The following is a 12,485-nucleotide window of genomic DNA, read 5'->3' on the forward strand; positions in this document are numbered from 1 at the left end:
CCATGACCTCACTCGCCGCGCGCCCCGCCGGGAAGAGGCGCCGGGCATACGCGCCGTACGCGTTCATCGCGCCGTTCTACGTGCTGTACGCCCTGTTCATGATCGTCCCGATCCTGGCCGCCGTCTATCTCTCCCTGACGGAGTGGGTGGGCCTCGGCACGCCGGAATTCGTCGGACTGCGGAACTTCACCGACCTGGCCCGCGACACGAGCTTCCACAAGGCGCTGGCCAACTCGCTGATCTTCGTGGCCGTCAGCGTCTTCCTCATCGTGCCGGCCGCCCTGCTCATCGCGCAGGCGCTGAACACGCGGGGCCTGCGGGCACGCGACCTGTTCCGCGTCACCTTCTTCGTCCCGATGGTGCTGTCGCCCATCGTCATCGCCCTGGTCTACAGCCTGCTGCTGGACAAGCAGTACGGGCTCGTCAACGCCGTGCTGCGCGCCCTCTTCGGCGCGGGGAACACCGACTGGCTCGGCGACCCGACGCTCGCGAAGGTGTCGGTCGGCTTCGTCCTGATGTGGCGCTGGGTCGGCTACCTCACCATCTTCTTCCTCGCGGCGCTCCAGGCTGTCCCGAAGGAACGCTACGAGGCCGCCGAACTCGACGGCGCAGGCATGCTGCGCACCTTCACCGCCGTCACGCTGCCCGGCATCCGCCCGGTCACCGCGTTCGTCGTCGTCACCTCCTTCATCGGGGCGGCACAGCTCTTCGACGAGCCGTACCTGATCACGGGCGGCGGGCCGGGCGAGGAGACCCTGACGGTCGCCATGTTCGTGTACCGGGCGGCGTTCGAGCGGCAGCAGTTCGGCTACGCGGCCGCCGCCGGCCTCGTGCTGTTCGTCGCCGTCTTCGGCATCAGCCAGATCCTGAACCGGGTGCTCTCCATCGGGAGGATTTCATGAGTGCCGCGTCTCCCCCCGCCCCCGGGACCGCCGCCACCGCGCGGGGGAGCGGCCCCCGCCCGAACGCGCCGCGCCGCCGCTCCTCGCGCACCGGACGCGCCCTCCTGTATGTCACCCTGACCGTGCTGCTGCTGGTCTTCATCGCGCCGATGGTGTGGGCGCTCAGCGGCTCCTTCAAGGAACGCGGCGACATCTTCGAGTACCCGCCGAAACTGATACCCGATCCGGTCACGGGCGGGAACTACAGCCGGCTGCTGGACGGCGAGCCGTTCTGGAACTGGTTCGCGATCAGCGTCGCCACCGCGCTGATCGCGACGGCCATCGCCGTCTTCGTGTGCGCCCTGGCGGGCTTCGCCTTCGCCAAGTACCGGTTCGCGGGGAAGCGGTTCCTGTTCTCCGTGATGTTCAGCTCGCTGTCGGTGCCGTTCGCGGTGATCCTGGTGCCGCTGTTCATCCTCGTCGTGAAGTCGGGCCTCTCGAACCCGTGGTTCGCCCTGATCGTGCCCTGGGTCGCGCCCGCCTTCGGCATCTTCATGATGCAGCAGTACATCGTCCAGTCGATACCGGACGAGATCCTGGAGGCCGCGAGGATCGACGGCGCCGGCGAGTTCGGCATCTTCCTGCGGGTCGTGCTGCCCCTGCTGCGGCCCTCCCTCGGCGCGCTCGCCGTGTGGCAGTTCCTCCAGAGCTACAACAGCTTCCTGTGGCCCCTCGTCCTCATCTCCGACACGGAGCGCTACACCCTCCCGCTCGGTCTGAACATCCTCTTCCGCGCCGAGTCCCGCCAGTTCGACCAGGTGCTGCCGGGCGCGGTCCTCGCGTCGGTGCCGACCGTCCTCGTCTTCCTCCTGCTGCGCAAGCAGCTCCTCGAAGGGCTGTCCACCGGTGCCGTGAAGGGCTGACCCCGGCGCCCGGACACCTCCCGACCCCGACCGATCGAGCACACTCCCGCACGAGCACCACGGAAAGAGCACCGCATGCCCATCGAGCTGCCCCGCCGGGTCCTGTTCGGCGCCGCCTACTACCACGAGTACCAGCCGTCGCCCCGCCTGGATGAGGACCTCGACCTCATGGCCCGCGCGCGGTTCTCCGTGATCCGGGTCGGCGAGTCCGTCTGGTCCACCTGGGAACCGGAGAACGGCAGGTTCGACCTCGACTGGCTCCAGCCCGTCCTCGACGGCGCGCACGCGCGCGGCATCTCCGTCGTCCTCGGCACCCCCACCTACGCGGCACCGCCCTGGCTGGCCCGCGCCTACCCGGAGATCAACGCCGAGCGCGCCACCGGACGGCCGATGGGCTGGGGCGCCCGCCAGGAGATCGACTACACCCACCCCGCCTTCCTCTTCCACGCCGAACGTGTCATCCGCCGGATCGTCGAGCGGTACGCGGACCATCCCGCCGTCATCGGCTACCAGGTCGACAACGAGCCGGGAAACGAGATCTTCCACAACCACGGCGTCTTCCAGCGTTTCGTGGACCACCTCCGCCACACCTACGGATCCGTCGACGAGATCAACGAGCGCTGGGGCCTCACCTACTGGTCCCACCGCCTGTCCACCTGGGCCGACCTGTGGACCCCCGACATGAACGCCCAACCCCAGTACGACCTGGCCTGGCGCCGCTTCCAGGGCTCGCTGACCACCGACTTCATCGGCTGGCAGGCCGATGTCGTGCGCGAGTACGCGCGGCCTGGACAGTTCGTGACGACCTGCATCTCCTATCCCAGGCCGACCGCGAAGGACGACGACCTCACCGCGCGCCTCGACATCACCGCGGGCAACCCCTACTACCGGATGCAGGACTCCCTCGCACTGCCCGCCTCCGCGACAGCCCGCCAGGACTGGTCCACCGAGGGCACCTGGGCGCTGTACGAGTCCGCCGACCGCATGTACTCGTCGCGGCAGGAACCCTTCCTCGTGACGGAGACCAACGCGCAGGCCATCGGCCAGGCGTACGTCAACGAACCGGCCTACGACGGCCAGTGGCGCCAGGCCGCCTGGGCGCTGGTCTCGCGCGGCGCCCGGATGATCGAGTACTGGCACTGGCACACCCTGCACTTCGGCGCCGAGACGTACTGGGGCGGCATCCTCCCGCACAGCCAGGAACCGGGCCGCATCTACGACGAGACAGCCCGCCTCGGCGCCGAGTTCGAACGCGCCGGTGAGCTCGTTGCCGGACTCGACCCCGACGCCGACATCACGCTCCTGTGGTCCACGGACACCAAGTGGTCCCTGGAGGGCACTCCCATGCTGCACACCCCGGACGGGGAGGGGGACCGCCGCTCGTACCACGCGGTGTTCGACGCGTTCTACCGGGGCGCGTTCGACGCCGGACGGCAGGTGCGGATCATCCACGAGGGGCAGCTCTTCGCCGAGGACCCCGCCGCGTTCGCCGCGCGCCGACCCGTCCTGGTGGCCGCGGGGCTGCTCGTCGCCACGGACGGCGCGCTGCGCTGGCTGGAACGCTACGCGGCGGCCGGCGGCCACCTCGTCCTCGGCATCCGCACCGGCTACGGCGACGAGGAGGTCCGCGCCCGCCGGGAGCGGAAGCCGGCCTTCCTCGACGAGGCCGCAGGCGTCTGGTACGACGAGTTCTCCACACTGCGGGACCCGGTGCCGGTCACAGCACCCGACGGCTCCCCGCTCGACCTCCCCGAAGGGACGACCGCCACCCGCTGGATCGACGGGCTCCGCGTGACCGACGCCGAAGTCCTCGCCTCCTACACGCACCCGCACTTCGGCCGCTGGCCGGCCGTCACCACGCGCCGGCACCACGAGGGCCGCGTCACCTATGTCGGCACGGTGCCCGACCCGGAGCTGGCGGCCGCCGTCCTCACCTGGTGCGCCCCGGCCCCCGACGACGGCTGGCGGGCCGCAGGACCCGGCCGGACGGTCACCGGCGCCACCGCGGCGGACGGGACACGGCTGCGGTTCGTCCACAACTGGTCGTGGGAGCCCGGCACCCTGCCGCTTCCGGTGGCCGTCCGCGACGTGCTGAGCGGCGAGTCGCTCCCGGCCGGCGCACCACTGCGCCTCGGCCCGTGGGACGTACGGGTCCTCGCGGAGGAGGCGCGGGACGACACGGCGTGAGAGGCGCGCGATGCGGCCGACCATAATCGGGCGCATGCAACGACTCGTTCTCGCCACCCGCAACGCCCACAAGGTCACCGAGCTGAGCGCCATCCTGACCGAGGCCGGCGTCGCCGTCGAACTCATCGGCGCCGACGCCGTGCCCGGCGCCCCCGAGGTCAGGGAGACGGGCGTCACCTTCGCGGCGAACGCCCTGCTGAAGGCCCACGCCCTGGCCCGGGTCTCCGGCCTGCCGGCCGTCGCCGACGATTCGGGTCTGTGCGTGGACGTCCTGGGCGGGGCGCCCGGCATCTTCTCCGCCCGCTGGTCGGGACGGCACGGGGACGACCGGGCCAACCTCGACCTGCTCCTCGCCCAGCTCGGGGACGTGCCCGACGAGCACCGCGCCGCCCACTTCGCGTGCGCCGCGGCCCTGGCGCTCCCGGACGGCACGGAGTACGTGCGCGAGGGCGTCCTCGCCGGCACGCTGCGCCGGGAACCGGCCGGGTCGGGCGGCTTCGGATACGACCCGATCCTCCAGGTCGACGGCGACACCCGCACCTGTGCCGAACTCTCGCCGCAGGAGAAGAACGCCATCAGCCACCGCGGGCGGGCCTTCCGCGCTCTCGCGGAGGACATCGCCACCGCGCTCGACCTGGGCTGACGTGCCCCGCCGGCCCCGGTCGGCGGGCCGGCCGCCACCGGGCCGGGCACCGCGGCGCCGGGCGACGCCCGGCCCGCCGCGGGCCGGCTTCCGGGCCACGGCCGCCCGCCCGGCCGGTCCGGTGCCCCGGGCTCCATCACCGCCCGACCGGGCGATCCGCGCTCCGACCGCCATGCCGCCCGGTGCGGACCCGCCCGCTCCGAGGTCCCGCACCCCCGTACTCGGCCTCGGGAACCCTCGCCGTCCGACCCCGCGCGGTTCCGCGCCACGTGCTCCGTCACTTCGTGATCCGGTGTGCCCCGGTGCAGTGTCTCTCGCATGCCCCAACCCTGACAGGCCGGGCAACTCCCGCCCAGTCGCCGAAAGTCGACGAACCGGGCTACTTCGGTATCGCCCGGACGCCGGTCCGGCTCTCAGACCGTCTCCTGCGCCGCCGCCGTGCCGGTCAGATACGCGTCCACCACCACATTCGCCGCGTAACCGCCCGCCGCCGGATCGAAGCCGCCCCCGCAGGTGATCAGCCGCAACTCCGCCTCGCCGGGCGTCCGCGGACCGTACACCTCCCGGGCGTCGAACGCCTCGCGCGGCACCTCCGTGACCTCCCGCACGGTGAACTCCGCGACGCTGCCGTCCTGCCGCGTCACCCGCACGGTGTCGCCCCGGACCAGCTCCCGCAGGCGGTAGAAGACCGCCGGCTCCTCCGTCGTGTCCACGTGCCCGACGAGGATCGCGGGTCCGGCCGCGCCCGGCGTCGCGCCGTCCGCGTACCAGCCGACCGCGCCCGGCGCGTCGAACGGCGGGGGAGCGACACCGCCGCCCTCGTCCACGCCGCGCTCCATGACCTCGGCGTCCACCCCCAGCGCGGCGATCTCCACCCGGGCCGGCGGCGCCGCGCCGGGCAGCGGCCGCGCCGCGGGCGGCAGCGCGTCCGCGCCCGCGCCGGCACCGCGGTCGGAGACCGCCTCGTGCGCCGGGCGCGCCGCCGCGCCGCCGTCCTCCGTCAGCGCCCTGCCCCACAGCCACACTCCGGTGAGCAGCAGCGCCCAGGTCGCCGCCGCGAGCAGCCGCCCCCTCACCGCTGCCGCAGCCCACGGCGGGCGGCCAGGCCGCCGGCACCGAGCAGCGCGGCGGTGCCGAGCGCGATGCCCGCCGGATCCGGCGCGGGGAAGCCGGCCGGCGACGCGTCGCCGGCCGTCCCGCCGCCGCCCGCGGCGACCGGGCCGGTGGGGCGTGGTGCGGGCCCGCCGGCGCGGCCGTGCTCCGGCGCTCCGGGCGACTCCGCGCCGCCGGGAACGCCCCCGCCGTCACCGCGGCCCGCACCGCCCGGCGCGCCCGCGTCACCGGGGCGGCCCGTACGGTCCTGACCCCCGGCACCGCCCGGCTCGTCCCCGCCGCGCCCCGTGATGACGAGCCGCCCCGACACCTTCGCGTCCGACCCGTCGCACGCGACCCGGATCGAGTAGACCCCCGGCTCCGCGGTGGTCCGCACCCGCGCCTCGCCGAAGAGGCCCTGGCCGTCGTCCTCCGGCGCCGGGGCCAGCCGCGCCTCGGCGGCGAACCCGTCCGACCGCACCGTGCCGCGCCGCTCCGCGCAGCCCGTGACCGTCAGTTCGACGTCCTCACCGGGACGCGGTCCCGCCGGGGAGACACGGACCGACGGCTGGTCCCCCGGCACCGGCGCCGGGGGATCGCCGTCGGCGGCCGCGGCACCCGTCGTACCGGCGGCACCGGCAGCGGTCACGGCCATCGCACACAGGGTGAGCTTCAGGGGAAAGGGGATGCCCATGGGGAGACCTCCGGATCGGTACCCCGAACGTCTCCCGGCTCCCGCCGCACCGCATCCGCACGGCCCCCGGATTGGCCCGGACGGGGGCCGCGCCACCCCCGTCCGACGCAGCCCGCCCGCCCGCAGGCTCAGATCTTCTCGATCAGATCCGCGATCGAGTCGACCACGGCCGAGGGCCGGAACGGGAACGTGTCGATGTCCCCGGCGGCCGTCAGCCCCGTCAGCACCAGGAACGTCTCCATCCCCGCCTCAAGACCGGCCAGCACATCGGTGTCCATCCGGTCGCCGACCATGGCGCTGGTCTCCGAGTGGGCGCCGAGCAGGTTGAGCCCCGTGCGCATCATCAGCGGGTTCGGCTTGCCGACGAAGTACGGGTCGCGGCCGGTCGCCTTGGTGATCAGCGCGGCGACCGACCCCGTCGCCGGCAGGGCGCCCTCGGCCGAGGGACCGGTGTGGTCCGGGTTGGTGGCGATGAAGCGGGCACCGTCGTTGATCAGCCGGATCGCCTTCGTCAGCGCCTCGAAGCTGTACGTCCTGGTCTCGCCGAGGACGACGTAGTCCGGCGCCTGGTCGCTCAGGACGTAGCCCACGTCGTGGAGGGCCGTCGTGAGGCCCGCCTCACCGATCACGTACGCCGTGCCGCCCGGGCGCTGGATGTCCAGGAACTGCGCGGTCGCCAGCGCCGAGGTCCAGATCGACTCGGCCGGCACGTCGAGACCCATCCTGGCGAGCCGCGCCCGCAGGTCACGGCGCGTGTAGATGGAGTTGTTGGTCAGTACCAGGAACGGCTTCCCCGACTCCTGGAGCCGCTTCAGGAACCGGTCCGCCCCCGGAATGGGGACGCCCTCGTGGATGAGGACGCCGTCCATGTCGGTCAGCCAGGACTCGATCGGCTTGCGCTCCGCCATGGCGGCCTCCTCAGATCCCCAGGTCCTTGATGAGCTTCGCGACGTGGCCGGTGGCCCGCACGTTGTACAGGGCGCGCTCCACGTTCCCCCGCTCGTCCACGATCACGGTCGAACGGATGACGCCGGTGACGGTCCTGCCGTACATCTGCTTCTCGCCGAACGCCCCGTAGGCCGTGAGGACCTTCTTGTCGGGGTCGCTGACCAGTGTCACCCGCAGGTCCTCCTGCGTGCGGAACTTCGCGAGCTTCTCCGGCTTGTCCGGGGAGACGCCGATGACGTCGTAGCCCGCGCCCGCGAGGAGGCTCAGGTTGTCGGTGAAGTCGCAGGCCTGCTTCGTGCAGCCGGGAGTGAGCGCGGCCGGGTAGAAGTACACGATGACCTTGCGGCCCGCGTGGTCGGCCAGCGACACCGGATTCCCGTCGGCGTCGGGCAGGGTGAAGGCCGGTGCCGGGTCACCCGGCGATAGGCGCGCGCTCATGAGGTGGCTCCTCGCGGTCTGGTCCGTGGTGCTGGAGTGGCCGGATGGGTCACCCGCTGCGCCACACAGCCTAATCGGGGACGCGGACGGGCAGGCGGGCACGTGAGCTGACACACTGTGCCGAGACACGGAACACGCGGAGACGGAGGCCAGAGCGTGCCGGATGCAGCGAGGACACCTGCGGAGATCGAGGCGGGGATCGCCCGGCGGCGGCAGCGTCTCGCCGAGACACTGGACGAGATCGCGGTCCGTGTGCACCCCAGCACCATCGCCGGGGACCTGAAGGCCCGCGCGGCCGCCACCATGGACCGTTCGGTGGGGCGCGCGCTGGTCACCGCCAACCGTACGGTCACGGCCGTCCGTTCCCAGTTCGTGACGCCCGAGGGGGCGCCGCGCATGGACCGGGTGGTGCCCGTCGTGGTGCTGGCCGTCGCCGTCGGGGGGCTCCTGGTGGCGAGCACCCGCCGCCGGGGCCGCTGAGCGGACACCGGTCAGTGGCCGGCGCCTTCCGCTCCTGAGATACGGTCTTCCCGTGAGTGCCTCCCCTCCCTCCCCGACAAGCTGCCCATCCGGATGCTGCACGACCGGGTGCTGGTGCGCGCCGACACGTCCGAGGGCGAGCGCCGTTCCTCCGGCGGCATCGTGATCCCGGCGACCGCGCAGGTCGGCCGTCGGCTGAGCTGGGCGGACGTGGTCGCCGTCGGGCAGAACGTCCGCACGGTCGAGCCGGGCGACCGGGTGCTGTACGACCCGGAGGACCGGGCGGAGGTCGAGGTGCGGGGCGTGTCGTACATCCTCATGCGGGAGCGCGACCTGCACGCCGTGGCCGCCGAGCGGCTCCAGGACACGGACGGGGCGACCGGCCTGTACCTGTAGCCGGGCCGCCGCCGCCGCCGTCAGTCCGTCGCGTCGCCGCCGTCCGTCCCCGGGGAGTCCGGGGCCGTCGGCGGCGACGGCTGTGCGGGGCCGGTGGGCTCCGCCGTCTCCTCATCGCCGGTGCCGCCCGTGCCGCCGGGGGCCGGGGCGTCCTCCTCGTCCCGCCGGCCCGGTCCCGACGACGGGGCGGAGGGCTCGTCGGGCTCGTCCGTCTCCTCTTCACCGCCGTCCTCACCGCCGTCCCCCGTCTCCCCGGGGTCCTCGTCGGGAGCGGTGTCGCTGTCCTGGCCGCCCGGCCGCAGCTCCGGCGCCGGCCGCCGCGTCCGCAGGTCGAACTCCCGTACGGGCTCCCCGTCGAGCGCCTCCGCCGTGTACCGCGCCCAGATCTGCGCCGGGAACCCGCCGCCACTGATCCGTTCCTGCCCGGCCACCCCGTACAACTCCTTCTGCGCCCCGGACTCCGGGTCCTGCCCGAACACGGCGACGACCGTGGCGAGCCCCGGCGTGTAACCGGCGAACCACGCGGCCTTGTCGTCCTCGGCCGTCCCCGTCTTGCCGGCCGCAGGCCGCCCCGCGGCCTGCGCCGCCGCCCCCGTGCCGACGCGGACCACGTCCCGCAGCAGCTCGGTCGTGCCGTCGGCCGCGTCACGGGAGACCGCGCGGGTCACGGGCCGCTCGGGCAGCTCCACCTCCTCGCCGTCCTGCGTCACCCCCGACACCAGCGTGACCTGGCGGTGCTCCCCGTGCCGGGCCAGCGTGGCGTACGCCTCCGCGACGTGCAGCGTGCTCGGCGTGGCGGTGCCGAGCGAGATCGAGCCCTCGGCCGAATCCAGCCCCGGCGTGTTGTCGGGGATGCCGAGCGCGACGGCCGTGTCCTTCACGCGGTCGGTGCCGACGTCCTCGCCCATCTGCGCGAACACCGCGTTCACCGACTGGTCCATCGCCTCGGCGACGGTGATCTCGCCGTAGTCCTCGTCGTTCTCGTTCTCCGGCGCCCAGCCGGTCTTCTCCCCGTCGCGGTCGACGACCTCGCGCCCGCTGTCGCCGTCGTACCGGGTGCGCGGCCCGATCCGGTCGCCGTCGCGCGTCTCGGCGTCGTGGTCGAGCGCGGCGGCGTAGACGAACGGCTTGAACGTCGACGCCGCCTGGTAGTCGCGGCGCGTCGCGTTGTTGACGAACTGTTCGGTGTAGTCCCGCCCGCCGTACATGGCGACGACCTCGCCGCTCGCCACGTCCACTGAGGTGGCGCCCACCCGTGCCCAGGCGTCGGGCGGCGCATCGGCGTCCAGGCCGTCGAGGAAGCCCTCCTCGACGGCCCGCGTCAGGGCGTCCTGGCGGTCGGGGTCGATCGTCGTGGTGATGCGGTAGCCGCCGGCGTGCAGCTCGTCCTCGTCCGCGACGCCGTTGGAGCGCAGCCACTCGGCCACCGCCTCCACGAGATAGCCGCGCTCGCCCGAGAACCGGTCGGTCGAGATCTCGCCGGGCTCGGGGAACGACATCTCCTCGCGCCGGTCCTGCTTCAGCCAGCCCTCCGACACCATGCCGTCGAGGACGTAGTTCCAGCGGGCGACGGCGCGGTCGCGGTTCTCCGGCACGGCACGCACGTCGTAGGAGCTGGGTGCGTTGAGCAGCGCGGCGAGGTAGGCGCCCTCCTCGACCGTGAGGTCCGCGGCCTCCTTGTCGTAGTAGGCGCGCGCCGCGGCCTGGATGCCGTACGCGTCGCGCCCGAAGTAGCTGGTGTTGAGGTAGCCCTCGAGGATATCGTCCTTGCTCTTCTCCCGGCCCAGCTTCACCGCGATGAACAGCTCCTTCACCTTGCGGCCGATGGTCTGCCGCTGGTCGAGGTAGTAGTTCTTCACGTACTGCTGGGTGATGGTGGAGCCGGACTGCTTGCCCTCGCCGCGCACCATGTTCCACGCGGCGCGCGTCATGGCGCGCAGGTCCACGGGCGGGTCGTCGTAGAAGCTGCGGTCCTCGGCGGCCAGCACGGCGCGGCGGACGTGCAGCGGCACCTCGGACAGGGGGACGTTCTCGCGGTTCACGTCGCCCGCGACGGCGATCCGGCTGCCGTCCGCGTACAGGTACACATTGCTCTGCGCTGCCGCCGCCGCCTTCGGCTCGGGGATGTCGACGAGCAGGTAGCCGGCCACCAGGGCGCCCATCACGACGACGACGGCCAGCAGGACGCCGCCGAGCGCCACGCGCCAGGGCGGGATCAGCCGGCGCAGGCCGCGCCGCCGGCGCGCGGGGGCGGGGGAGGCCGCGGCCAGCGCCGTACGGGAGGCCCACCGCGGGTCGCTCCCGGCACGCCCACGCCGCTGTGCCCGCTGTCCCGGGTCTCCGCTGTCGCTCATGGCGCTCCCGTCGGCTCCCGCACCCTGTGTACCGCGCTGTCCGTGGACCACTGTGGCACTGTGCGTGACCGAGCCGGACGTATGCGCCTCCGCTGGCGTGCCCGGTCACCCGGAAGGGGGCCGCCGGGATCAGAGCGACCGGTCGGGCTCCGGGGCCGCCAGCTCGGCCGGGTCGACGGCACCGGCCATGGCCGCGTAACCGGCGTCGCTGGGGTGGAGACCGTCACCCGAGTCGTACGCCGCCAGGAGGTGCTGGGGTCGCATCGGGTCGCGCAGGGCCTTGTCGAAGTCCGCGACCGCGTCGAAGACGCCGCCGGCCCGGATCGCCGCGTTGACCTGCTGGCGGACCCGCTCCAGCTCCACCCCGTCGTCGCCCGAGACGCCGAACGGGGTGAGCGTCGTGCCGACCACCCGCAGCCCGGCCTCGTGCGCGCGTGCCACGAGCTGCTCCAGGCCCGCGACGACCGCTGCCGGGTCCGTCTGGTGCGGCTGGAGGATCAGGTCGTTGATGCCGATCTGGACGAAGAGCGTGCGCACGCCCGCCTCGTCGAGCACGTCCGTGTCGAGCCGGGCCAGGGCGGAGGGGCCGTAGTAGTAGCGCTCGGGTGTCGCGTCACGGAGGAGGCGGTTGCCGCTGATGCCCTGGTTCAGGACGGCCATGTGGGGCGCGCCCGGCTCGTCCCGCAGGCGGTCGGCGAGGAAGTCCGTCCAGCGGTGGTTCGCTCCCGGCGTGGAGGTGATGCCGTCCGTCAGCGAGTCGCCGAGGACGACGACGGCGCCGTCGGCGTACGGGGTGTGGACCTGCACGCCGGTGAGGTAGCGCCAGTACGTGGTCGTGTCGGTGTACGGGGTGCCGGTCTCGTCGGCGGCCACGGCCCCGGTGGCCGCGTAGCTGGTCTGCTGCGCCATCCGGTGGTAGGTGACCGTGCCCGACGCCTCCGGCGCGTACACGGTGACGAGCAGGTCGGCGTCCGCGGGCACCTCCAGGCCCATGGCGTCGCTGACCACCGTCTCGCCCACCGGGATCGTCACGGACGTCCCGCCGCCGAACGTGACGGGCACCAGCGATCCTGGCCGCGCGGCCGCACCGCTGCCCGCGCCGAGCGCGACGGTGACCTCGGTGAACGTGACGGGAGCGCTGCCGTACGCGTTCGACAGTTCGATACGGACGCTGCTGCCGGCCACCGAGGTGTGCACGACATTGCGGAGCGCCTGTCCCGGGAGCCCGTCCCGGGTGCCCGGCTCGGCTCCCGTGGGCGCCGCGCTCCAGGTGCCGACCCACGCGCCGTCCGGCGCCCGCTCGGCGTCCGACTGCGCCGGCGCCTGCGTCTCCGGCTCGGGCGCCGCCAGGTCACGCCGCTCCTCCCGGCCCGTTCCGACCGAGACGACGACGCCGAGCAACACGGCCAGCAGGCCCGCGAGCAGGGCGAACCCCCACCGAACTTTCAC

12 protein-coding genes are annotated in these 12,485 nt (G+C 73.4%); 6 read left to right on the plus strand and 6 right to left on the minus strand.

The features are described 5' to 3' along the window. Positions 1-2 precede the first annotated feature (2 nt). The 4 genes from EMA09_RS19900 to rdgB all read left to right on the plus strand — a co-directional run bounded on the left by EMA09_RS19900 (position 3) and on the right by rdgB (position 4,634). Positions 3-902, plus strand: coding sequence for a sugar ABC transporter permease (locus EMA09_RS19900; protein WP_129842355.1), 900 nt, complete (start codon positions 3-5; stop codon positions 900-902). Continuing rightward, positions 899-1,804 (plus strand): carbohydrate ABC transporter permease, encoded by a 906-nt coding sequence (locus tag EMA09_RS19905; RefSeq protein ID WP_129842356.1) that lies wholly within the window; start codon positions 899-901, stop codon positions 1,802-1,804. Before EMA09_RS19900 ends, EMA09_RS19905 begins: the two co-directional genes overlap by 4 nt. A gap of 75 nt (positions 1,805-1,879) precedes the next feature. Beyond that, entirely contained in the window at positions 1,880-3,991 is a 2,112-nt protein-coding gene (locus EMA09_RS19910; RefSeq protein WP_129842357.1) for a beta-galactosidase, read from the plus strand. Between the two features lie 34 nt (positions 3,992-4,025). Further along, on the plus strand, positions 4,026-4,634 hold the full coding sequence (rdgB, locus tag EMA09_RS19915) for an RdgB/HAM1 family non-canonical purine NTP pyrophosphatase (protein ID WP_129842358.1): 609 nt from the start codon (positions 4,026-4,028) through the stop codon (positions 4,632-4,634). 413 nt (positions 4,635-5,047) lie between these two features. Here the strand turns inward: rdgB and EMA09_RS19920 are convergent, their stop codons facing one another. From EMA09_RS19920 to bcp, 4 genes are all read right to left on the minus strand, one after another. Next, positions 5,048-5,710 carry a class F sortase gene (locus EMA09_RS19920; RefSeq protein ID WP_129842359.1) on the minus strand — a complete coding sequence of 221 codons (663 nt, stop codon included), beginning with the start codon at positions 5,708-5,710 and terminating at the stop codon, positions 5,048-5,050. Then, positions 5,707-6,381: a hypothetical protein gene (locus EMA09_RS19925; RefSeq protein WP_129842360.1), complete on the minus strand. Its 675-nt coding sequence runs from the start codon at positions 6,379-6,381 to the stop codon at positions 5,707-5,709. Before EMA09_RS19925 ends, EMA09_RS19920 begins: the two co-directional genes overlap by 4 nt. Before the next feature lie 167 nt (positions 6,382-6,548). Then, positions 6,549-7,328, minus strand: a complete 780-nt coding sequence (locus EMA09_RS19930) for an HAD-IIA family hydrolase (protein ID WP_129842361.1) — start codon at positions 7,326-7,328, stop codon at positions 6,549-6,551. A gap of 10 nt (positions 7,329-7,338) precedes the next feature. Continuing rightward, positions 7,339-7,806, minus strand: coding sequence for a thioredoxin-dependent thiol peroxidase (gene bcp, locus EMA09_RS19935; RefSeq protein ID WP_129842362.1), 468 nt, complete (start codon positions 7,804-7,806; stop codon positions 7,339-7,341). Positions 7,807-7,962: 156 nt separating this feature from the next. On the opposite strand from bcp, the gene EMA09_RS19940 reads away from it, so the two are divergent. Both EMA09_RS19940 and EMA09_RS19945 read left to right on the plus strand, forming a co-directional pair. Continuing rightward, positions 7,963-8,286, plus strand: a complete 324-nt coding sequence (locus EMA09_RS19940) for a DUF3618 domain-containing protein (protein ID WP_129842363.1) — start codon at positions 7,963-7,965, stop codon at positions 8,284-8,286. A 93-nt stretch (positions 8,287-8,379) separates the two neighbouring features. Then, entirely contained in the window at positions 8,380-8,682 is a 303-nt protein-coding gene (locus EMA09_RS19945; protein WP_129842364.1) for a co-chaperone GroES, read from the plus strand. 20 nt (positions 8,683-8,702) lie between these two features. On the opposite strand, the gene EMA09_RS19950 is transcribed toward EMA09_RS19945, so the two are convergent. Both EMA09_RS19950 and EMA09_RS19955 read right to left on the minus strand, forming a co-directional pair. After that, entirely contained in the window at positions 8,703-11,036 is a 2,334-nt protein-coding gene (locus EMA09_RS19950; protein ID WP_129842365.1) for a transglycosylase domain-containing protein, read from the minus strand. Positions 11,037-11,165: 129 nt separating this feature from the next. After that, a complete protein-coding gene (locus tag EMA09_RS19955) occupies positions 11,166-12,485 on the minus strand; it encodes an SGNH/GDSL hydrolase family protein (protein WP_129842366.1) in 1,320 nt (439 codons plus the stop codon).

The organism is Streptomyces sp. RFCAC02, from assembly GCF_004193175.1.
Taxonomy (GTDB): Bacteria; Actinomycetota; Actinomycetes; order Streptomycetales; family Streptomycetaceae; genus Streptomyces.